Source organism: Colwellia sp. Bg11-28, from assembly GCF_002836245.1.
Classification (GTDB): domain Bacteria; phylum Pseudomonadota; class Gammaproteobacteria; order Enterobacterales; family Alteromonadaceae; genus Colwellia; species Colwellia psychrerythraea_A.
This window is the reverse complement of record NZ_PJBA01000003.1, coordinates 133,545-152,972: the sequence shown is the minus strand read 5'-3', so window position 1 is coordinate 152,972 and position 19,428 is coordinate 133,545. Positions and strand designations below refer to the sequence as shown.

The window sequence follows — 19,428 nt, the reverse complement described above, 5'->3', positions numbered from 1 at the left end:
AATGGATGTTAACCTAGTTTGTTGAAGCTCTATGCATATAAAACGTTACTGATGCTGATGATGCAATAACCTTGCCTTTTTCATCTAGTAGTAACATTTTTATTTTATGCTCGCCTCTATCAATATCTCTTAGTGAAAACATAGAGTGCTTTTGAGGCTTTTGATGGGGTTTACCGTCAAGTACTAATTGTACTTCTAATCCAGGCTTAAATCTTGGCTTGATACCTCCACCAATATATATGGAGCCTGTGTTATCACGTATAGTGGCATTATTTTTAGGGGTACTTATCGCTATTTCGTATTCTTCTACCGTTTCTTGAGGAGTGATATCGAGTACTTCAGTATCAAGAGAGGTACTTGATTGAATGATATTACCAGGTTTAGTTTTTACCTCTTCAGCGCCAGGCATTGGAGAATCAGAAAAAACCAATACACCTTGTTCATTACGCCATACATAAATTTTGGCTGTTTTTGGGTGTACAGGAGCAGCTAAGGTGACGCCTAGTAGTATAAATAGTAATAACTTGATCATAGTTCCTTATATTTCCCTGTGCTTTGGGTAGTCAATATTTACATCATTCCATAATGTAGGCTAATTTAAGTATATATCTATAGTTTATACAAAAAAATGTTTTTTAATATTTTTCTATCAATAAGTGACTTTAGTGAGTGGAATGTAAGTAAATTGTGATTTTTATTTTGGTTGTAAACATAAAAAAGCTCACCTAAGTGAGCTTTTTATTGACCGTAAAGCGCTTCAAAGTGAAGCTAAGCGAGATTAAACGCTGTAGTAAAGTTCAAACTCTAACGGGTGAGTAGTCATGTTTACACGTCGAGACTCTTCACGCTTAATAGCAATATAAGCATCAATCATATCTTTATCCATAACGCCGCCAGCGGTTAAGAATTCAAAATCTGCTTCTAAATTATCAAGTGCGTCATCAAGAGATGTTGCTACTTGTGGAATTGATGCGGCTTCTTCTGCTGGTAAGTCGTATAAATCTTTATCCATAGCATCGCCAGGGTGAGTTTTGTTTTTAATACCGTCAAGACCCGCCATTAATAAAGCAGAGAAAGCTAAGTATGGGTTACATGCAGGATCAGGGAAACGTGCTTCAATACGCATTGCTTTTGGTGATGGTACAAGTGGAATACGAATTGATGCAGAGCGGTTACGTGCAGAGTATGCAAGCATAACAGGTGCTTCAAAATGTGGAACTAAACGTTTGTATGAGTTAGTCGCAGGGTTAGTAAACGCGTTTAATGCCTTAGCATGTTTGATGATACCACCAATGTAGTAAAGCGCTGTTTCAGACAAACCGCCGTACTTATCACCAGCGAATAAGTTAACACCATCTTTAGCAAGAGACATATGTACGTGCATACCAGTGCCGTTATCACCAACTAAAGGCTTAGGCATGAAAGTCGCTGTTTTACCGTAAGCATGTGCTACGTTATGAACAACATACTTATAAATTTGAACTTCATCAGCTTTTTTAACCAGTGTATTAAAGCGACAAGCAATTTCGTTTTGGCCACAGGTAGCTACTTCATGGTGATGTGCTTCAACAATTAAGCCCATATCTTCCATAACTAAGCACATAGCTGAACGTAAATCTTGTGATGAATCAACTGGAGCTGTAGGGAAATAACCGCCTTTAACACCAGGACGATGACCCATATTGCCTTCTTCGTATTCAGTACCTGAGTTCCAAGACGCTTCTTTATCATCAATTTTATAAAAAGAACCACTCATATCAGTATGGAAACGTACATCGTCAAATACGAAGAACTCTGGTTCTGGACCAACTAATACATCATCGGCAATACCAGTACTACGTAGATATTCTTCAGCACGATTAGCAACAGAACGAGGATCACGGCTGTAACCTTGCATTGTGCTTGGTTCTAAAATATCACAACGGATATTTAAAGTAACAGCATCAGTAAAAGGGTCTAGGATCGCTGTTGATGCATCAGGCATCATAACCATGTCAGATTCGTCAATGCCTTTCCAGCCTTCAATAGATGAACCATCAAACATTTTGCCATCTTCGAAAAAGTCTTCAGTTACTTGATGATGAGGAATAGAAATGTGCTGTTCTTTACCTTTTGAATCAGTAAAGCGAAGGTCAATAAATTTGACGTCGTGTTCTTTAATTAAGTCGAATACTGCTTGTGACATTGTGTCTCTCCACTGGGGTTAATTGTATAAAATGTTGTAAATAATTCAGTAAGTCGTAAAACGGATGAAGTTATAAAGGTTGGTTATTATCATTATTCATCTATTATTATTCGTTTAATAGCTAAAATCGTGCCAAGAGGAAGGTCATTGATTAATAAGCTTTTTTATTCTATTCATAAACTTTGTTGCACCTTAGTGGTGCTTGCTGTGCGTTATATTGGTGCACATGGGTAATTGTAAGAATCCCACTATAGAATATATTTAGCCGCTTGCCTTTAATAATTTATATTTTTTTTTGTCTTGTTGTGTTTAAAATACTCAGCTGAGAACACAATATAGATCATCAATTTATATTAATCTTCGCTATATTTATAATTTATTGTCTTTAATCTAAAAAATACCTTAAAGGTATGAGGTTTTATGAATAACACAATAGCAACTCTAATAACTTTTACTTTTCTCCTTTCGTTAACACTTTCTACTGTCAGCTATGCAGAGGACGATAAGAGTAAGTGGCAGAAACCCACACCAGTTTTTAAGCAAGATTTTGATTGGATAAAATTGACATCTGATGAGTGGCTTAAAGGCGATATTGTTTCGATGTATGATGAAAAACTCGAGTTCGATAGTGATGAACTTGATATGCAAACAATTGATTTAGAAGATGTTGCTGAGTTACGGAGCAAGTCATGGCAAAGTATTCGAATGTTTGATGGCACCATTGCTGAAGGATATTTAGTGATAAAAGATGGGCAACTATCTTTAGTAAAAAATGGTGTGACCACTAATTACGAGCTTAGTAATCTTTTATCCATTGCATCCTCAGGAAAAAATGAACGAGATTTATGGGATGGCTATGTTAATTTAGGTATTAATTTACGTGAGGGTAATACTGTTCAATTTGATTATACCTTTTCTGCCGGAATACAGCGACGAAGCTCGAGCAGTCGTTTTAAAACGGATTACACCGCAGATTACAGTCGCTATGAAGATCAAGACAATGGGGAAACAATAGTTACTGCCGATAGCGATCGATTAACGTCCTCTTATGATTGGTTTTTCAATCCTAAAATTTATTTCCGAGCGGCAGACTTTGAATACATGACCGATGAATTTTTAAACATCGATTATCGAGTCCATTATGGTATCGCATTGGGTTATCATATTATCGATACTAGTCGTACTAGCTGGGATATCAATCTCGGTCCAAGTTACCAAAAAACTAAATTTATTGATGTTGGAACAGATGATAGTGATAGTGAGAATTCTTTAGGGGTAACACTTGGTACCGATTTTACTTTTGAAGTTACCAGTGATATTGACTACGAAGCATCGTATAGTGTACAAGTGATTGATGAAGCCTCCGGTGGCAATATTCATCACTTTCAAACAGGTCTAGAAATTGACCTGACTAACGACTTTGATCTTGATTTAACCTTTTATGCCGATCGTACGGAAAATCCAAAAGAGGATAGTGAGGGTAAGGTACCAGAGAAAAATGATTTCCGCTTAGTAGTGGGTTTAGGTTACGATTTTTAACTAATTAATCCAGTGTTTTTATACGCAAGCATCGTGAAACACTAATTTTCAGATAGCCTGGGTATATATAAGGCTTGTACCTCAACTAGTACAAGCCTTTTTTAATGTAATTCAGTAGTGAGAGTAACCACACTTAATATTGTGAATAAGTATTTATTATTAGCGCTAGTTTTAATTACCTTTAACAGTGAAGGGCAACAAAGTTCAGAACATACCGAGGTATGGAGCCCGCCAACGCCTGTTTTTTCACAGCAATTCGATTGGCTTAAACTACGCTCAGGGGAATGGCTCAAAGGCGACATTATTTCCATGTATGACGATGAGTTGGAATTTGAAAGTGATGAGTTTGATACCATCACTTTTGATTGGGATAAAGTAACAGAACTTCGCAGTCGATTTGATCAACAAATACGTTTTGCTAATGGGGAAGTGAAACAAGGCTTTCTCATCGTTAAGGATCAGCACCTTGTTATAATCAGTGGTGGTACTGAGCAGCACTATCCATTATCGGAACTTTTATCGATCACGTCCTCTTCTGATGTTAGAAAGGAGTTATGGGATGGTAAAGTCAGTTTAGGCCTTGATGTTAATACCGGCAACGTTAGTCAGTTAGATTACTCGGTCAATGCGAGAGTTCAACGAAGAACACCGTTTACCCGTTTTAACGTTGAATTTACTTATAATTATAGTAAATCGACTGAAGATGAAAATGAATTAGTTATTACGGATGCTAGTCGCTTAACGTCAAATCTTGATTGGTTCTATAGTCGAAAAGTCTTCTTCCGAGTGTTTGACTATGAACATGTTACAGATCTACAGCAAAATATTAAGTCTAAAAACACCCTAGGGTTTAGTTTAGGTTATCACATTTTTCAAAATAAGCGTTTACAGTGGGATGTAACCCTTGGACCAAGTTATCAACAAACAGTGTATAACAGTAATACTGATGAAAATGACCAAAAAAGTGGTGTTATCGCTTTAGGTACATTATTTGATTACAGTATTTCAAGCAGATTAGATTTCTTATTTGATTATCAATTACAATTTGTAGAAGAAAAATCAGGTAAGCGAAATTCACGTTTAAAAACCGGTTTTGAATTCGAACTTCAAAATGATTTTGAGTTAGATGTTATCTTCTATTGGGATCGCGTAGTTAAACCAGTTGCCGTTACGGGGGCTACTCTTCCCCAGGAAAATGATTACAAACTAGTGCTCAGTCTAGGTTACGACTTCTAGTATTATAAATTACTCATGACTTACTTCGACATCAGTTAAAGCATTGCAACTGCATAGTAATATGTAACCTTGTTGTTGTTCACTTGCGGATAATCCATCTGTTGAGTTTTGCTTAACCTGACCACTAATTAGTTTTGCTTTGCAACTGCCACAAGACCCCGCGCGACATGAATAAGGTAAAATTAGTCCCGCTGCCTCTCCTTGATCTAGCAAAGAATCTTGTTTATTACCTTGAACTCGTTTTTTCCATCGACTAAAGTAAATCGACACTTTAGCTTTGCTGCTTTGGTGTTCTAAGTTTTGTGGTCTCACTTTTTGGCTTTCTATTACGGGAGCTAATGGAGGGGTACTTTCTTCAGTATTAATGGTTTGTTCTTTTGAATATTCATGTGCACCAAAACTCTCCTCATGGTAGTTACTTGGTTGTAAGCCTAATTTAAATAATAGCGCTTGAGTGGCTTTGCGAAATAATTTGGGTCCACAAACAAAAGTTTGATAATGACTAATTTGTTCAATATTGCCAAGTATTTGTTCATTTAGACGTCCTTGATATCCATACCACTGTGAATTAGCACCTTGAGTAAGGGTGTAAATTATTTGGCAATTACCATGTTGCTTCGCTAAGTTACTAATTTCAGTTTGAGCAATTAGGTCCATTTTCTGTTTTGCGCTATGAACAAATATTACTTGGTTCTTACATTGTGTAGCGACCATAAAACGTAACATAGAGAGCATTGGCGTGATGCCACTACCAGCGCTGATAAGTAAAACATTTTTAGGCATTGGGTCGGTTAAGTAAAAGTGACCAGCCACCCCTTGCACATCAATTGATTGTTCTACTTTAAAATGATCATGAAAGTAGTTCGAAACCTTGCCTTGAGGAATTCGTTTTATCGTAATGCTGACATAATCAGAGGTTGTAGGTGAAGAGGAAAGGGTATAACAGCACGTTTGCATTGTACCGGCCATATTAACGGTAAAATTTAAGTATTGACCAGCGTGATAGTTAAAACCTATTTGTTGCTTAGGCATAGAGAAAATGAAAGTTTTCACATCACGGGTTTCTATTTGGATTTTTTGGCAGACTAAGGTAAATCTTTGCTTGGTGACAGTATTGCTCGATAGAGTCATTTATTATTTTACTCGACTAAGTTTATAGCGCGTATTTACAGATAAAGCTTAGTTATTAAGGTATGATATCGCCAATTATAGCGCTTCTTTATGTTTTGATTATTATACTATGACTAATAAAATTCAACACCTTCATATCTTAGGTATTTGTGGCACTTTTATGGGAGGGATCGCTGCTATAGCCAAGCAACTTGGCTTTAAAGTTAGTGGTTCTGATGCCAATGTCTATCCGCCAATGAGCACTCAGTTAGAGCAGTTAGGCATTGAGTTAATGTCAGGTTATCAAGTCGATAATTTCTCTGATGATATCGATTTGGTTATTGTTGGCAATGCGATGTCTCGTGGAAATCTAATGGTGGAATATATGCTAGATCGCAATATTCCTTATACATCAGGCCCACAATGGTTGCTTGAAAATGTATTAAAAGATCGTTGGGTCCTTGCCGTTTCGGGTACGCATGGTAAAACAACGACCAGTAGTATGCTGGCGTGGATTTTAGAGTATGCTCATATGTCGCCAGGTTTTCTTATCGGTGGAGTACCACAAAATTTCTCTAGTTCAGCTCGTTTAGGTGATACACCTTTCTTTGTCATTGAAGCTGACGAGTACGATAGCGCCTTTTTTGATAAACGATCTAAATTTGTGCATTACCGTCCACGAACTCTAGTGATTAATAACTTAGAGTTTGATCATGGTGATATTTTTAATGATCTCAGTGATATTCAAAAACAATTTCATCACCTCATCCGTATGGTGCCAAGTAATGGTTTGATTTTATCACCCGCTAATGAAGAAGCTATTACTGAAACGTTAGCTATGGGCTGTTGGACACCGACCGAATTCTCTAATGGAGAGCTTCAACAAGATGAACCGTCCGATGCAGGTTGGCAAGTCGAGAAATTAAATGCTCAGGGCAGTGAGTTTATCGTTAAGTTTAACGGTAAAGAGCAAGGTGTGGTCAAGTGGGATCTTATCGGTGATTTTAATATCGATAACGCAGTGATGGCAATAGCGGCAGCACGCCATGCGGGTGTGCCAAGCGCAGTCTCTATTGAAGCGTTAGCCGAGTTTATTAATACTAAGCGTCGTTTTGAGCTTCGAGGTATAGTTAATAATATTAGTGTGTATGATGATTTTGCTCATCACCCAACGGCCATAGCAAAAACATTAGCTGGTGTACGTGCTAAACTTTCACAACAAGAAAGTGAGCAAGAACAAGTTGGGCGCATTTTCGCAGTATTAGAGCCAAGATCGAATACCATGAGATCAGGAGTTCATAAAGAATCATTACCTAAGTCATTGATTGATGCGGATCAGGTTTTTATCTATCAAGGTGAACAGGTGACTTGGTCAGTGAGTGATTTAATCAAACAATGCAAGCCAGCGTGTCAAGTTGAAGACAATGTTGAACGCTTAGTTGAAGCTATTGCCCAACAAGCGCAAGCTGGCGACATAATTGTTGTTATGAGCAACGGTGGTTTTGCCGACATTCATAATAAATTATTGAACCGTTTAGCGAATATACCCGTACCACTTGAAGATGCATGATTCAGCTGGAATTAGAAACGGCTTTAGGCAAGGCATTGGTTGAAGATAATAGTTATTCTATTATTGAAATCAATAACGTAGCATAAAGCGTTTCTAAACCAGCCCCTTGGGGAAGGCTGAGCAAATCATACTCTGCGTTACATTTATTTTTAAGGGAGTAACCCTTAATAAAAAAAGTGCGCCTTGATTATGAATCGTTCAGACTTCCTGAAACGAGCACCTTCGAATGGAGCGGGTATATAGCCCTATAAACAGTAAACCTTTAGAAACAAAACAGTTTAACCAATTTAGTTTAATCAAAATAGTAAAGAGAACTTAGCACAATGACAGTATTAACTATACTTACCGCACCTAATGATAAGCTTATAGAGCAAGCAAAACATGTATCTGATGTAAGTCAAATTCAGATGTTAATCGATGACTTAATTGAAACTATGTACGATACCGAAGATGGTATCGGTTTAGCGGCAACTCAAGTGGGTCGTAGTGAAGCCGTAGTGGTTATTGATATTTCAGATAATCGTGATGAACCACTTGTATTAGTAAACCCTGTGATAACTCACGGAGAAGCAACAGCCAAGGGGCAAGAAGGATGTTTATCTATCCCTGGCTACTATGCAGATGTTGAGCGTTTCACTCATGTTACGGTTGAAGCGTTAGATCGCAATGGAAAAGAGCTTACTATTACCAGTGATGAATTTCTTGCGATTGTGATGCAACATGAAATAGACCATTTAAAAGGTAAGTTATTTATTGACTATTTATCGCCGCTTAAACAACAAATGGCACTAAAAAAAGTTAAGAAAACGATTAAAAATGGTTAAGGATAGTCATAGACTACATAGTGAGTTTGTTAATTAATGCTACAAAATTCGAACAAGGTGGGTAAGGTGAACAATGATTTTAATGGTAAAATAACCCTTGCCATCACCGGTGCCTCGGGTGCTTCTTATGCTATGCGGCTAATAGAGTGTTTAATCGCAGCAAACTATCAGCTCTATATTTTGTGCTCAAGTGCCGGTCGTATTGTTTTAGATACTGAAGTGGGCGTTAAAATACCCAGTTCTCCTGATGCTGCCAGTAAATTTCTCACCGAAAAATATCAGGCCAAAGATCAACAAATAACGGTTTTTGGTAAAGAACAGTGGTTTTCTCCTGTTGCTTCGGGCTCTTCAGCACCGAAACAAATGGTTGTTTGTCCCTGTTCTACTGGAACAATGGCCGCTATTTGTCATGGTATGAGTGACAACTTAATTGAACGTGCCGCGGATGTGGTGATAAAAGAACGTGGTCAATTGATTTTAATGGTAAGAGAAACACCCTTTTCAACGTTACACTTGCAAAATATGCTCAGCTTATCTCAGCAAGGAGTCACTATTATGCCTGCGTCCCCTGGATTTTATCATAAGGTTGAAACCATTGAAGATCTCATCGATTTTATGGTGGGTAGAGTATTAGATCACCTTGGTATTGAACAAGATATTATGCCGCGTTGGGGTTATAACATTTAAATGTTAAGCGCGAATTAATACTGAGGGTACAAAAAAAGCGACTATAGTCGCTTTTTTTATGAGTAAATTACAGGTAGTCGACTTACTTGTTTGTTTTACTCATCAAAACTAAATTCAATATATGCTCTACCTAATTCACTTTTAAGTGGAATGATAACGATAGGGCCTTTAGCCTTATGATGAATGGAGTGGTTTGGTCCAGACACCACAATCGGAGTTGCCATATCAAACTCGATGCCCTTTTCACTCAGCATACGTTTTGCACCGCCGGTAACCATATTTGTTATTTCACCGATTAAATCGATAATCTCTTCATTGACTTCATCGGGTGCTTCACCGACCATTTTTTTCATTGTGGCTAAGGCTAAGGCCCCTTCAAAAGTTATGGATAATGAACCCTTTGCTTGATCACTCACCATGCCAATTAAACCTGAAACATCACCCATGGCGACTTCATTTTTTTTAAGGCGTGGCTTCTCCGGAATTAATTCCATTTGAGCCATCGTTGACATGACATTAAGCATTGAAGATAAAAATGGGTTGATAAACTCTACATTCATGGAGATTCCGAATCGTAACTGTTTAGATAAAGTGCTTTATTTGATTCTGCATGCTTATTTTACAAATGTAAATCAAATAGCGTAATAGTTTTATAATTTATGGTGTTAAGTGCTGGTGGCTCAACTACTGGCTAGTGTCCGATGTAATTATTGCTTCTTTGATCCTGTAGTCAAAAGTTAAGCTGCCAAAAAGAGCTTCACCTTTAACATTTACACCTTGAAAGTTAACTGTATTCACTTGCTTAGGGTAAGTATCGATGAGTATTGCATTCTTTACCACTGTTTGCGGTAATAAATTTCGCTGGCTACTTTCTTGGTAGGCAATAATTTTTCCTGAAGTTACTTCAAAACCTAACCAAATTAGTGGGATTTTCACTTGATTTTTTTCTAGTGAAAATTGTTGTTCAAAATATTGCTGGATATATACATCATAGTTTTTATGTTCAGCTGAAAAGTGAACCTGTTTTTTTTCTGCAATTGCATTTTCAATATCATGGGTAGTAAATTGATGTACTATTTCCAGATGCTTAGTTTTAGGATTGATAGATACATCACTAACCCCAAAAAAATAGGTATGACTTGTAGCTGAAGCTACAAGTCCTATGTAAAAGCCGATAGCAATTAAATACTTGCTAAATACTTTGCTCATTATTTCCCTTCTTCTTGATGCTCTGCTTCATTGTTGATTTTCTCAGCTGAGATATCTTTAAGCGCTTCATTATAATCGCGCATCATATCTTTTTTCTTTTCTTTATAAAGATCAAAACGAGATTGGATAGGGCGTGCTGGCCAGTAATTATTATTAATGTTCACATCAGCTGTTTGCCACTTGGCATCTAGTGCAATTTCAGTGATCTCTTTATCACGAATTAATAACTTAGATACTTTTTTACTATTTTTACGCCAAATTTCAGCGGGAATGTAAATATGTTCAGTTGTGTTATCAGCATACGTAATATCGAGTAAAATTGGCATTACTAGGCCACCATGATTAGAAAAATCGATGACATAGAATTTGCTATTATTAGTTAATAGGTCTTTTTGCCAAGACTCTAATTTTTCATGTTCTTCATTGTATTTATTACGGTCAGCATTGGTGGCGGTAAATTTATCATGGTCATTGTAAAAATCTAATAACTCAGGTTTATCTTGAGTGCGTACCCATTGGTTTTTATTGCGTAAATCACTGATAAATTCAGGTTGCTCGTTATCTAGTGCACGTTCCCAGGCTTCTTCCACATCAGGATTTTGACTATTTGGGCGATATAAATAGACATTATCAATAGCTAAATCAACGTGGTCGGTGGTGTAGAACCAACCACGCCAGAACCAATCTAAATCGACCGCTGAAGCATCTTCCATAGTGCGGAAAAAGTCAGCTGGCGTAGGACGTTTGAACTTCCAACGTAGGGCATACTCTTTAAAAGCAAAGTCAAATAATTCACGACCCATGATGGTTTCACGTAAAATATTTAATGCTGTCGCGGGCTTGCCATAAGCATTATTGCCAAACTGTAAAATAGACTCTGAGTTAGTCATAATGGGTACTTGATTATCACTCTTCATGTAACTTGTAATATTTGTCGCATGGCCACGGCGAGATGGATAACCTTCTTCCCAAGCCTGCTCTGCAAGGAACTGTAAAAAGGTATTTAATCCCTCATCCATCCAAGTCCACTGTCGCTCATCAGAATTGACAATCATAGGGAAGTAATTATGACCGACTTCATGAATAATAACGCCAACTAAACCGTATTTGGTACGGCGAGAATAGGTTTTTTCGCCAGTTTCATCATCAAGTGTTGGTCGAGGTCCATTGAAGGTAATCATTGGGTACTCCATACCACCGACAGGGCCGTTAACTGAAATAGAAACAGGATAAGGGTAATCAAAAGTATATTTACTGTATTGTTCCATCGTATGGATTATGGCTTCGGTTGAATACTTCTCCCAAAGCGGGTTACCTTCGTTAGGGTAAAACGACATGGCCATAGTATTGCTATTACCTTGTTGATAACCTTGCGCATCCCAGATAAATTTTCGGCTTGATGCAAAGGCAAAATCACGAACGTTTTTGGCTCTAAAGTGCCATGTTTTTGTCTTACTACTACGTGACTTTTCATTCGCTAATGCTTCTGCAGGTGTAATGATCAATACAGGTTTTTTAGCTTTCTTGGCTTGTTTTAAACGTTTTCGTTGCGTGCTAGTGAGTACTTTACTTTCATTTTGTAAAACCCCGGTAGCAGCAACAATGTGATCGGCAGGCACGGTAATTTTTACATCATAGTCACCAAACTCTAACGTGAACTCGCCGTTACCCAAAAATTGTTTGTTTTGCCAGCCCTTTGCATCGTAGTAGGCTGCAGCTCTTGGGAACCAACTAGCAACTTCATAGAGATAGTTATCATCTTCTTTGAAGTATTCATAACCAGAACGACCACCAAGCACTTTTTGCTCATGTAGTTGGTAATGCCAATTAATATTTATTTCGACACTTGCACCTGACTTTAATGGCTTAGGTAAATCAACACGCATCATAGTGCCATTGATAACATAATGTAGCGCTTTACCATTACTTGCACTGACTTTAGTTATGCCATAACCACCATCGAAAATAGGTGATTCAACCAATCGTCGAAAGCTATCAAAAGTAACTTTCTTCTCGCTGGGTGCTCTGCTTGTCATCTTATAAGCGGAGTCGCGTTTCATGCGATTTTGATCTAGCTGTAACCATAAGTAGCGTAAAGTATCAGGAGAATTATTTTGATAATCCATTATTTGCTCGCCAGTTAAACGCTGTGTTTTGTCATCAATGGCAATGGAAATATCATAATCAACTTGTTGTTGCCAATACTTATGGCCTGGCGTACCAGAGGCGGTACGGTAAATATTTGGCGTTGGTAAAACTTCACCTAATTGACGAAATTTATCGTCGAAGGCCGCTTTACTTGCCTGACTATCGACTGATAGTAAGCCAGAAAAAGCCAGTACTAGGCCAATTAAGGCTGTAGAGGTTGAATATTTCATAATTTTCCAAAGTAGAGAAGGAGTACGTTTTTAAGGTTTTTTATAGAAGGTATACAATATTTAATACTGAACGTGGATTTATACCACAATCAGAAACACCTTGTTATTTGTAAGGTGAAAATTTGCGATAGAAAGCAGTATTTATAAGATTAACGGTGAGATAACTTAGTGGAATTAAACGTTATTACAGTTTTTACAGCTACCGTGTGCTTCAACTATTTGATGACTGATAGTGAAGCCATTAGCATCAGCCATTGTACGTAATGCTAAATCAAAGTTATTAGATTGTATTTCTTCTACATGACCACACTCATCGCATATTAATAGCTGAACAGGGTGATCACACTCGCCAAAATGGTGACACATAATGAAAGCATTAATAGATTCTATTTTATGGACAAAACCCTGTTTAGATAAAAAATCTAAAGCACGGTAAATAGTAGCGGGCTTAGCAGCAGCATCTAACTCTTTTAGTTCAGCTAATAAATCATAAGCGCCGACGGCGCCTTGACGGTTAGCTAATAATAAAAAAACTTGCTCTCTTACTGTAGTAAAACGAGCGCCTTTTTTTTTGCAAACGAATTGTGCTTGTTGTAATAAAGATTCTGCCGTCATGGTGCTATTCGGTTATGTTTTGTCTAAGAATGGATGAGTTTGCAGTGTATCATAGCTAGATATATGCGCGTAAGTATTTTTAGTTAAGTCAATGGCTCTAGCTGATTAGGAAACTTATATAGGTGAGTAAGATACGTCGATAGTCGTCGCCTTGCAAAGTCATGCTAGATCATTTTGAAACATGATTGATAACAGGTATGCATTTCTGCTTATAAGTAATTTAGTATTTATCCACCTTACATTAAAATGAGGTTTTCTTGTAAAAGACAGCGCTGTCTTTTACAATGGTTAACTACAAATTCTGCTAGGAAATTAACATGACTCGTTATCTCGCGCTCGATGCTTTTAGAGGCATTACTATAGCTTTAATGATTTTAGTGAATACGCCGGGAACATGGTCACATGTATATGCGCCTTTATTACATGCAGAGTGGGATGGCGCAACGCCAACAGATTTAGTGTTCCCATTCTTCTTATTTATTATTGGCTCAGCCATGTTTTTCTCCTTCAAGAAAAGTAACTTCTCTGCTAGCCCTGAGCAATTTAGGAAAATAATTAAGCGTGGTTTCATCATGTTTTTTATTGGTTTTATGTTAAATGTTATTCCATTTACCGTTAATGCTGAAGATTGGCGAATTATGGGTATTTTACAACGCATAGGTATTGCTTACACTGTGGCCGCTTGTTTAGTACTAACGCTTAATCGAACAGGAGTTTTTATTGCGTCAGCAGTCATATTATTAGCTTATTGGGCATTACTCCTTAGTATGGGAGAAGGGGCTTTAACCATTGAGGGCAATATTATTCGTCAGTTTGATTTAGCGGTATTTGGCGCTAATCACATGTACACCATGCGTGGCGTTGCTTTCGAGCCTGAGGGGCTTTTAAGTACTATTCCAGCAATAGTAAATATGCTACTTGGTTTTGAATTAACACGTTATTTAACCAGTATTGAGGATAAAAGAAGTAGTGTAATCAAATTAACGCTTATTGGTGGCTTAGCAGTGGGGTTTGGTGCGCTATGGGGGGTAGTCTTACCTATTAATAAGTCGTTATGGACACCGTCTTATGTCATTTATAGCACTGGTTTTGCATGTTTATTACTGGCCGCCTTCATCTGGTTAATTGATATAATGAAACAAGTGAAATTGGCAGAGCCTTTACTGGTTTATGGGACTAACCCATTATTTGTTTATGTATTGTCATTTTTAGTGGTAACAATATACTTAAACATTAATATTGGCGATGTTTCCATGTATGCTTTTTTATATAAACAGCTTAGTGGCGTGTTTACACCGAAATTAGCTTCCTTTATTTTTGCTTTTTCACATGTAGCATTTTTCTGGTATGTTTCATTAAAGCTATATCAACGAAAAATATTTATCAAAATATAAGAGTCATGCTTCAGGCCTTAATTTTAATGTTAGATTAAAATTAAGGCCTGAAAAACCTGCCAAAAAGTCCTTGTTTTTGCTATGCTTAGCTCATGGTTTTTAATCATGAATCATCATAAAAATAAGGAATCTTTTTTACGAGTGAATAAAACTAAACTTAGCCAAGATGAAAACTTGTCCTTTAAGGTTAGCCATCAGTTATTACCGCAAGATTATCAACGTATTGATCTGTACTTCTCACTGCCGGTTGAAATGGGTATTAATCCCAGTACTCTAAATGAAGAAGAGTTTTTCTATTCTAATATTAAAAATCATAGTGCTTACTATGCAGACCAACTACACCTGCCTTTAGTCAGAAGTCGTTTTGTCAGCCAAAAAAAAGGTGAGCAAAGTGATTATCGGTTAAACCTTAATTTGTACTCCTATCAAGTTAAAAAAGCACTCGATGCTGATATCAAGCAAACATTAAAGTTAAAAGCGGCAGAGGAATTTTATCCTGCGGCAGTTGAATTGGCAGAGCAAACTCTTTCACTGACTAAAAAGTTAAGGCGTTATACGCCCTCCGATAAGAAGCTAAATTCCTTTTTTGAAAATGCAGATAACTATTTAAGTTGGCATATCGAACAATCTTTCTTAAAGTTACTGTCTCGAGGCCCTAAAAGCTCAGAATTCACAGCTGAACGCGAGCTACTTTTAAGTTTATGTCGAAGCGAAAATGATTATCGTATTGAAAATAAATATAACTCACAAGTTACTCTTGATGATGCTAACCGCATTACTAACAAAATGCGCTTGTTACAAAGATTAATAGAATACGGTGTGGTCTTTCAGAGGAAAACTCGGTATTTAAATGTTAATTTAAAACGTTTTGTCCGTGGTGTTGTTACTGCTGTTATTATGGCTTTTGTTATGTTGTTAGTGCTTAATGCCCGAACTAACTTTACCGAAGTAACGGTTGCGTTAGTGGCTTTCTTGGGCCTTATTTATGGTTTACGGGAAACTTTTAAAGAAGATTTAACTAGCCTGATATGGCGTAAAATTCAAAAAGGTCGGCCTAAGTGGCAAAACCTATTTACGCATAGCGTCACTAAAAAGCGTATTTTGAGCCAAATTTTGTGGTTAGAGTACATAAGCAATAAAGACTTACCTAAATCGGTTAATGCATTGTTTCAACAGCGCAGGCAACAAAATAAGCAAGCTGCACAATTATTGCACTTTCGCTGTGACAATAAGGTTATGGCTAAAGAGTTCTTACCTGGTTACGACGAAATTCAGCAGCAAACATTTTTCAATTTAACCCCTTTTGTCCGCTTTTTGAAAAAAGGAGCGGGTCGACTATACAGTTTAGAAGGGCAAAAAATCTCAAGCCAAGGTGTTGAACAGCGTTATCAAATTAATCTTATTTTACGCCATTTCTGTAAAGGTGAAGAATCTTTACAACGTTTTAAAATAACCTTGAATCGCTCAGAAATTGTCAATATTGAATCAATAAACTAGCTGCACTTTTAATTTCAAAGGTAGGTGCAGCCTACTGTTCTCTAGGTAAGCAGAGAACACTTCGTTATTGCTTGCTTTTACAGGTTGTTTTCCCTACAATACGCCTCCTTAATTCAGCCTGAACTTTTGTTCCTTGTCTCAACTGGTGTTGGCTGTGCCAGATTATGAGACTACAACCGTAAGGAGCTCGTAATGCGTCATTACGAAATCGTATTTATGGTTCACCCTGATCAGAGTGAACAAGTGTCTGGTATGATCCAGCGCTACACAGACTTGATCAATGCTGCTGAAGGCAAAATCCACCGTCTAGAAGACTGGGGCCGTCGTCAATTAGCATACCCAATCAATAAATTACACAAAGCACACTATGTTCTTATGAACATTGAAGCGCCACAAGTAGTTATTGATGAGCTTGAAACTGCTTTCCGTTATAACGATGTTGTTATTCGTAACATGATTATGCGTACTAAAGACGCGGTAACTGAAGCATCGCCAATGGCTGCTGCTAAAGAAGAGCGTCGTGACGATCGCCGCGAAGTTAAGAAAGATGTTGCTGCTGCGCCAGTTGAAGCTAAAGAAGACTCTGTTGAAGAGAAATCTGAAGAAGCTGCTAGCGAAGAATAAGTAATCTGTGATTGTCTCGCAAGAGAATTGCCTAGTGTTGATCGGTGAGGTGGTGAGAACCCCTAAGCAATCAACCAGCCCTGCAGGTATTAGTCATAGTCAGTTTTCAATAGACCATAAGTCTATACAAAATGAAGCTGGCATGAATCGACAAGCATTTGTCCGAATACAAGTAGTTGCTACAGGTGATTTATCACACTTAACTCGTGAATTAATTGCAGGGAATGTAGTAAAAGTGACCGGTTTTATAAATCGCCACGAATCTAGAAACGGTAATCCGCTTTTAGCATTACATGCTCAGCAAATTGAAATGATTAATTAGGCTTTATTTACTAACAAAATAGTTAACTAAATAAAACCATATTGGAGAACTCCATGTCTCGTTTTTTTAGACGTCGTAAGTTTTGCCGCTTCACAGCGGAAGGCGCAACATCTATCGATTATAAAGATATTGCAACTTTAAAAAATTATATCACTGAAAGTGGTAAAATTGTTCCTAGCCGTATCACTGGTACTGCTGCTAAATATCAACGTCAATTAACTCGTGCGATTAAACGCGCTCGTTACTTGTCATTGTTACCATACACCGACTTACATAAGTAAGCTAATAGGGGTTTAAAATGGAAGTAATACTTCTTGATAAAATCGCCAAATTAGGCGGCCTTGGTGACAAGGTATCTGTTAAATCAGGTTATGCACGTAACTACTTATTACCACAAGGTAAAGCAGTATTTGCATCAGAAGCTAACGTTGAGCACTTTGAAGCTCGTCGTGCTGATATCGAAGCTAAATTAGCTGACGTATTAGCAACAGCCGAAGCTCGTGCAGCTAAAGTTGTTGCATTAGCTGAAGTTACAATCGCATCAAAATCTGGTGACGAAGGTAAATTATTCGGTTCTATTGGTACTCGTGATATCGCTGATGCGATCACTGAAGCTGGCGTTGAAATTACAAAAGCTGAAGTACGTTTACCATTAGGTGCTATCCGCGAAACAGGTGAATTCGAAATCGCAATTCACTTACATCACGATGTTGATACTAGCATCAAAGTTGTAGTTATCGCTGAAGCATAATTTATAACTAAGCATTTGCTTAGCTTATAAAACAAAATACCGCATTCTCCTAGAGATTGCGGTATTTTTTTATGGCTATTTTTTAGTTGCTAGTTGGTCGATGAATAATGGTAATGCCGTTAATCGTTGTCTTAACAAAGATGGGGCCTTCTGTTTACTAAGGGGAAGGAAATTACGACGAAAAAATTTATAAGAGTAAGGCATTTGATTGAGTAATAGTTCGCTATTCCGAATGAAAATAACGAAGCTTTTGGGAATTTTAACTAGTAATTTACCAAGCAGATCCTGCTTGGATGTAGAACACCGTATCTTCGGGGCCTTTGGCAATGTCTATGCCCATATTAAAGTCGTAACGCCTTGCAATTAGGTAACGAAATCCTGCTCCTTTACTGACACGACTGTCGCTATCTGAAAAATCAGAAAAACTATCACTGGCTTTCCCTATGCCGGCAAATGCACTCAGCTCCCAACGTAAATTGATTCTATATGCCACTTCAAGTTCTGATAAAGCAACTGATTGCCCTTGATATCGAGCTGCTGGAATACCGCGCATCGAAATATAGGGTGTCGCATAAGGAGGTAAGATTTGTTCAGAGTCGACATAATTAGCTTCAACTCTAATCGCTGTACGCCAATGATCAGTGATCTTGAAGTAATTAAGTGCGGTTAACTCAGTTAAGGTGTAGTCAACATCCGAGCCTATAACATCATCGAACCAAAGGTAATTCAGCTCGTACTTTAGTCCGTCAGTAGGCGAAAAAAAATTATCTCTTGAGTCGTATTCCAATGTTAGGCCTGCACCAGAAGTGACAATGTTAGTAGAAAGTGCTGGTCGTAAATTACTTGGAATCTTACCAGAGTTGACTATGCTAACCTGCGCATCAACGTAGCGATGCATAGGTCCAAAATAAAAAGCGCTGTTACCCAGTTTAAACTTTAGCGTTTGCATTATCGCAGTCGCTTGTGTGTTGATTTTTAAGGGGGCAGGTAGGGTTAGATCACCAAAGCCGTAAAAGTTAAGGTTTATATCGCCATAACCGCCGCCGCCCATATAGCGAATGCTACCTTTATTGAAAAAACCGAGGTGACCACCTCCAATAAAATAAGAGTCGTTACCTGTATAAGCACCAAAAGCGGCAGAAATACTTGGCGGCATTAAACTGTGTGATGCTCTATCATTACTTTCATCTTGCATTGTTTTTAATCGAGCTGCTTGTTCTTCTTCTGACTCATGAAAAAACAAACCCATCATGCCTAAACCCCCATCTACAGCTGGGTCAGTAATGATGATAGGCACAGGTAAAAAACCATAAGCATTTTCTGAAAGGTAACGTGAAGCATCAAGATTGCCATCGAGTTTATCGGTAAAAATTCCTGAAGCTGCAAAAGTACTGAATGAGGACAGAGGTATCAAAATAAGCGAGATGATTTTTTTTAAAAGGGTCATGATCTACTCTTTGAAGTATTAGTGATAATCCCGACTTTGA

Annotated in this window: 19 protein-coding genes; 11 read left to right on the top strand and 8 right to left on the bottom strand. The window is 37.7% G+C overall.

Going from position 1 to position 19,428, the window contains the following annotated elements; translation table 11 throughout:
* Nucleotides 1-13: 13 nt before the first annotated feature.
* Entirely contained in the window at nt 14-532 is a 519-nt protein-coding gene (locus tag CXF79_RS03605; RefSeq protein WP_011041260.1) for a DUF4124 domain-containing protein, read from the bottom strand.
* A 246-nt stretch (nt 533-778) separates the two neighbouring features.
* Nucleotides 779-2,185 carry a glutamate--ammonia ligase gene (glnA, locus tag CXF79_RS03600; protein ID WP_011041261.1) on the bottom strand — a complete coding sequence of 469 codons (1,407 nt, stop codon included), beginning with the start codon at nt 2,183-2,185 and terminating at the stop codon, nt 779-781.
* Nucleotides 2,186-2,605: 420 nt separating this feature from the next.
* Here glnA and CXF79_RS03595 point away from each other — a divergent pair, with 420 nt between their 5' ends.
* The gene (locus CXF79_RS03595) at nt 2,606-3,724 is read left to right on the top strand and encodes a DUF481 domain-containing protein (protein ID WP_101153985.1); all 1,119 of its coding nucleotides are present in this window, start codon (nt 2,606-2,608) and stop codon (nt 3,722-3,724) included.
* 117 nt (nt 3,725-3,841) lie between these two features.
* On the top strand, nt 3,842-4,960 hold the full coding sequence (locus tag CXF79_RS03590) for a DUF481 domain-containing protein (protein ID WP_101153984.1): 1,119 nt from the start codon (nt 3,842-3,844) through the stop codon (nt 4,958-4,960).
* Nucleotides 4,961-4,969: 9 nt separating this feature from the next.
* Here CXF79_RS03590 and CXF79_RS03585 read toward each other — a convergent pair whose 3' ends face one another.
* The gene (locus tag CXF79_RS03585) at nt 4,970-6,091 is read right to left on the bottom strand and encodes a hybrid-cluster NAD(P)-dependent oxidoreductase (RefSeq protein ID WP_101153983.1); all 1,122 of its coding nucleotides are present in this window, start codon (nt 6,089-6,091) and stop codon (nt 4,970-4,972) included.
* A gap of 109 nt (nt 6,092-6,200) precedes the next feature.
* Here CXF79_RS03585 and mpl point away from each other — a divergent pair, with 109 nt between their 5' ends.
* From mpl to CXF79_RS03565, 3 genes are all read left to right on the top strand, one after another.
* Complete coding sequence (gene mpl, locus CXF79_RS03580; RefSeq protein ID WP_101153982.1) at nt 6,201-7,640, top strand: UDP-N-acetylmuramate:L-alanyl-gamma-D-glutamyl-meso-diaminopimelate ligase; 1,440 nt, start codon at nt 6,201-6,203, stop codon at nt 7,638-7,640.
* A gap of 323 nt (nt 7,641-7,963) precedes the next feature.
* Nucleotides 7,964-8,464, top strand: coding sequence for a peptide deformylase (def, locus tag CXF79_RS03570; protein ID WP_101153981.1), 501 nt, complete (start codon nt 7,964-7,966; stop codon nt 8,462-8,464).
* Nucleotides 8,465-8,530: 66 nt separating this feature from the next.
* The gene (locus CXF79_RS03565) at nt 8,531-9,151 is read left to right on the top strand and encodes a flavin prenyltransferase UbiX (protein WP_011041269.1); all 621 of its coding nucleotides are present in this window, start codon (nt 8,531-8,533) and stop codon (nt 9,149-9,151) included.
* Nucleotides 9,152-9,246: 95 nt separating this feature from the next.
* Here the strand turns inward: CXF79_RS03565 and CXF79_RS03560 are convergent, their stop codons facing one another.
* The 4 genes from CXF79_RS03560 to CXF79_RS03545 form a co-directional block, all read right to left on the bottom strand.
* Nucleotides 9,247-9,711: a chemotaxis protein CheX gene (locus CXF79_RS03560; RefSeq protein ID WP_011041270.1), complete on the bottom strand. Its 465-nt coding sequence runs from the start codon at nt 9,709-9,711 to the stop codon at nt 9,247-9,249.
* Nucleotides 9,712-9,835: 124 nt separating this feature from the next.
* Nucleotides 9,836-10,360 (bottom strand): DUF6702 family protein, encoded by a 525-nt coding sequence (locus CXF79_RS03555; protein ID WP_101153980.1) that lies wholly within the window; start codon nt 10,358-10,360, stop codon nt 9,836-9,838.
* On the bottom strand, nt 10,360-12,738 hold the full coding sequence (locus CXF79_RS03550; RefSeq protein ID WP_101153979.1) for a M1 family metallopeptidase: 2,379 nt from the start codon (nt 12,736-12,738) through the stop codon (nt 10,360-10,362). The genes CXF79_RS03555 and CXF79_RS03550 overlap by 1 nt, the downstream gene beginning before the upstream one ends.
* A gap of 174 nt (nt 12,739-12,912) precedes the next feature.
* Nucleotides 12,913-13,353, bottom strand: coding sequence for a transcriptional repressor (locus CXF79_RS03545; protein ID WP_011041273.1), 441 nt, complete (start codon nt 13,351-13,353; stop codon nt 12,913-12,915).
* A 317-nt stretch (nt 13,354-13,670) separates the two neighbouring features.
* Between CXF79_RS03545 and CXF79_RS03540 the strand changes: the two genes are divergently transcribed.
* The 6 genes from CXF79_RS03540 to rplI all read left to right on the top strand — a co-directional run bounded on the left by CXF79_RS03540 (nt 13,671) and on the right by rplI (nt 17,941).
* Entirely contained in the window at nt 13,671-14,747 is a 1,077-nt protein-coding gene (locus CXF79_RS03540; protein ID WP_101153978.1) for an acyltransferase family protein, read from the top strand.
* A 141-nt stretch (nt 14,748-14,888) separates the two neighbouring features.
* Nucleotides 14,889-16,244, top strand: coding sequence for a hypothetical protein (locus CXF79_RS03535; protein WP_011041275.1), 1,356 nt, complete (start codon nt 14,889-14,891; stop codon nt 16,242-16,244).
* A 192-nt stretch (nt 16,245-16,436) separates the two neighbouring features.
* Entirely contained in the window at nt 16,437-16,868 is a 432-nt protein-coding gene (rpsF, locus tag CXF79_RS03530) for a 30S ribosomal protein S6 (RefSeq protein ID WP_011041276.1), read from the top strand.
* 34 nt (nt 16,869-16,902) lie between these two features.
* The gene (gene priB, locus CXF79_RS03525; protein WP_101153977.1) at nt 16,903-17,190 is read left to right on the top strand and encodes a primosomal replication protein N; all 288 of its coding nucleotides are present in this window, start codon (nt 16,903-16,905) and stop codon (nt 17,188-17,190) included.
* Between the two features lie 53 nt (nt 17,191-17,243).
* A complete protein-coding gene (gene rpsR / locus CXF79_RS03520; protein WP_011041278.1) occupies nt 17,244-17,471 on the top strand; it encodes a 30S ribosomal protein S18 in 228 nt (75 codons plus the stop codon).
* Between the two features lie 17 nt (nt 17,472-17,488).
* Nucleotides 17,489-17,941 (top strand): 50S ribosomal protein L9, encoded by a 453-nt coding sequence (gene rplI / locus CXF79_RS03515; protein WP_011041279.1) that lies wholly within the window; start codon nt 17,489-17,491, stop codon nt 17,939-17,941.
* Between the two features lie 271 nt (nt 17,942-18,212).
* Here rplI and CXF79_RS03510 read toward each other — a convergent pair whose 3' ends face one another.
* Complete coding sequence (locus tag CXF79_RS03510; RefSeq protein ID WP_101153976.1) at nt 18,213-19,388, bottom strand: BamA/TamA family outer membrane protein; 1,176 nt, start codon at nt 19,386-19,388, stop codon at nt 18,213-18,215.
* Between the last annotated feature and the right edge of the window lie 40 nt (nt 19,389-19,428).

Coding starts and splice junctions, on each gene's coding strand:
- rpsR (WP_011041278.1), top strand. CDS start 17,244: ATGTCTCGTTTTTTTAGACGTCGTAAGTTTTGCCGCTTCACAGCGGAA.
- CXF79_RS03605 (WP_011041260.1), bottom strand. CDS start 532: ATGATCAAGTTATTACTATTTATACTACTAGGCGTCACCTTAGCTGCT.
- def (WP_101153981.1), top strand. CDS start 7,964: ATGACAGTATTAACTATACTTACCGCACCTAATGATAAGCTTATAGAG.
- rpsF (WP_011041276.1), top strand. CDS start 16,437: ATGCGTCATTACGAAATCGTATTTATGGTTCACCCTGATCAGAGTGAA.
- CXF79_RS03555 (WP_101153980.1), bottom strand. CDS start 10,360: ATGAGCAAAGTATTTAGCAAGTATTTAATTGCTATCGGCTTTTACATA.
- glnA (WP_011041261.1), bottom strand. CDS start 2,185: ATGTCACAAGCAGTATTCGACTTAATTAAAGAACACGACGTCAAATTT.
- CXF79_RS03510 (WP_101153976.1), bottom strand. CDS start 19,388: ATGACCCTTTTAAAAAAAATCATCTCGCTTATTTTGATACCTCTGTCC.
- CXF79_RS03560 (WP_011041270.1), bottom strand. CDS start 9,711: ATGAATGTAGAGTTTATCAACCCATTTTTATCTTCAATGCTTAATGTC.
- CXF79_RS03585 (WP_101153983.1), bottom strand. CDS start 6,091: ATGACTCTATCGAGCAATACTGTCACCAAGCAAAGATTTACCTTAGTC.
- CXF79_RS03550 (WP_101153979.1), bottom strand. CDS start 12,738: ATGAAATATTCAACCTCTACAGCCTTAATTGGCCTAGTACTGGCTTTT.
- CXF79_RS03540 (WP_101153978.1), top strand. CDS start 13,671: ATGACTCGTTATCTCGCGCTCGATGCTTTTAGAGGCATTACTATAGCT.
- rplI (WP_011041279.1), top strand. CDS start 17,489: ATGGAAGTAATACTTCTTGATAAAATCGCCAAATTAGGCGGCCTTGGT.
- CXF79_RS03595 (WP_101153985.1), top strand. CDS start 2,606: ATGAATAACACAATAGCAACTCTAATAACTTTTACTTTTCTCCTTTCG.
- CXF79_RS03545 (WP_011041273.1), bottom strand. CDS start 13,353: ATGACGGCAGAATCTTTATTACAACAAGCACAATTCGTTTGCAAAAAA.
- mpl (WP_101153982.1), top strand. CDS start 6,201: ATGACTAATAAAATTCAACACCTTCATATCTTAGGTATTTGTGGCACT.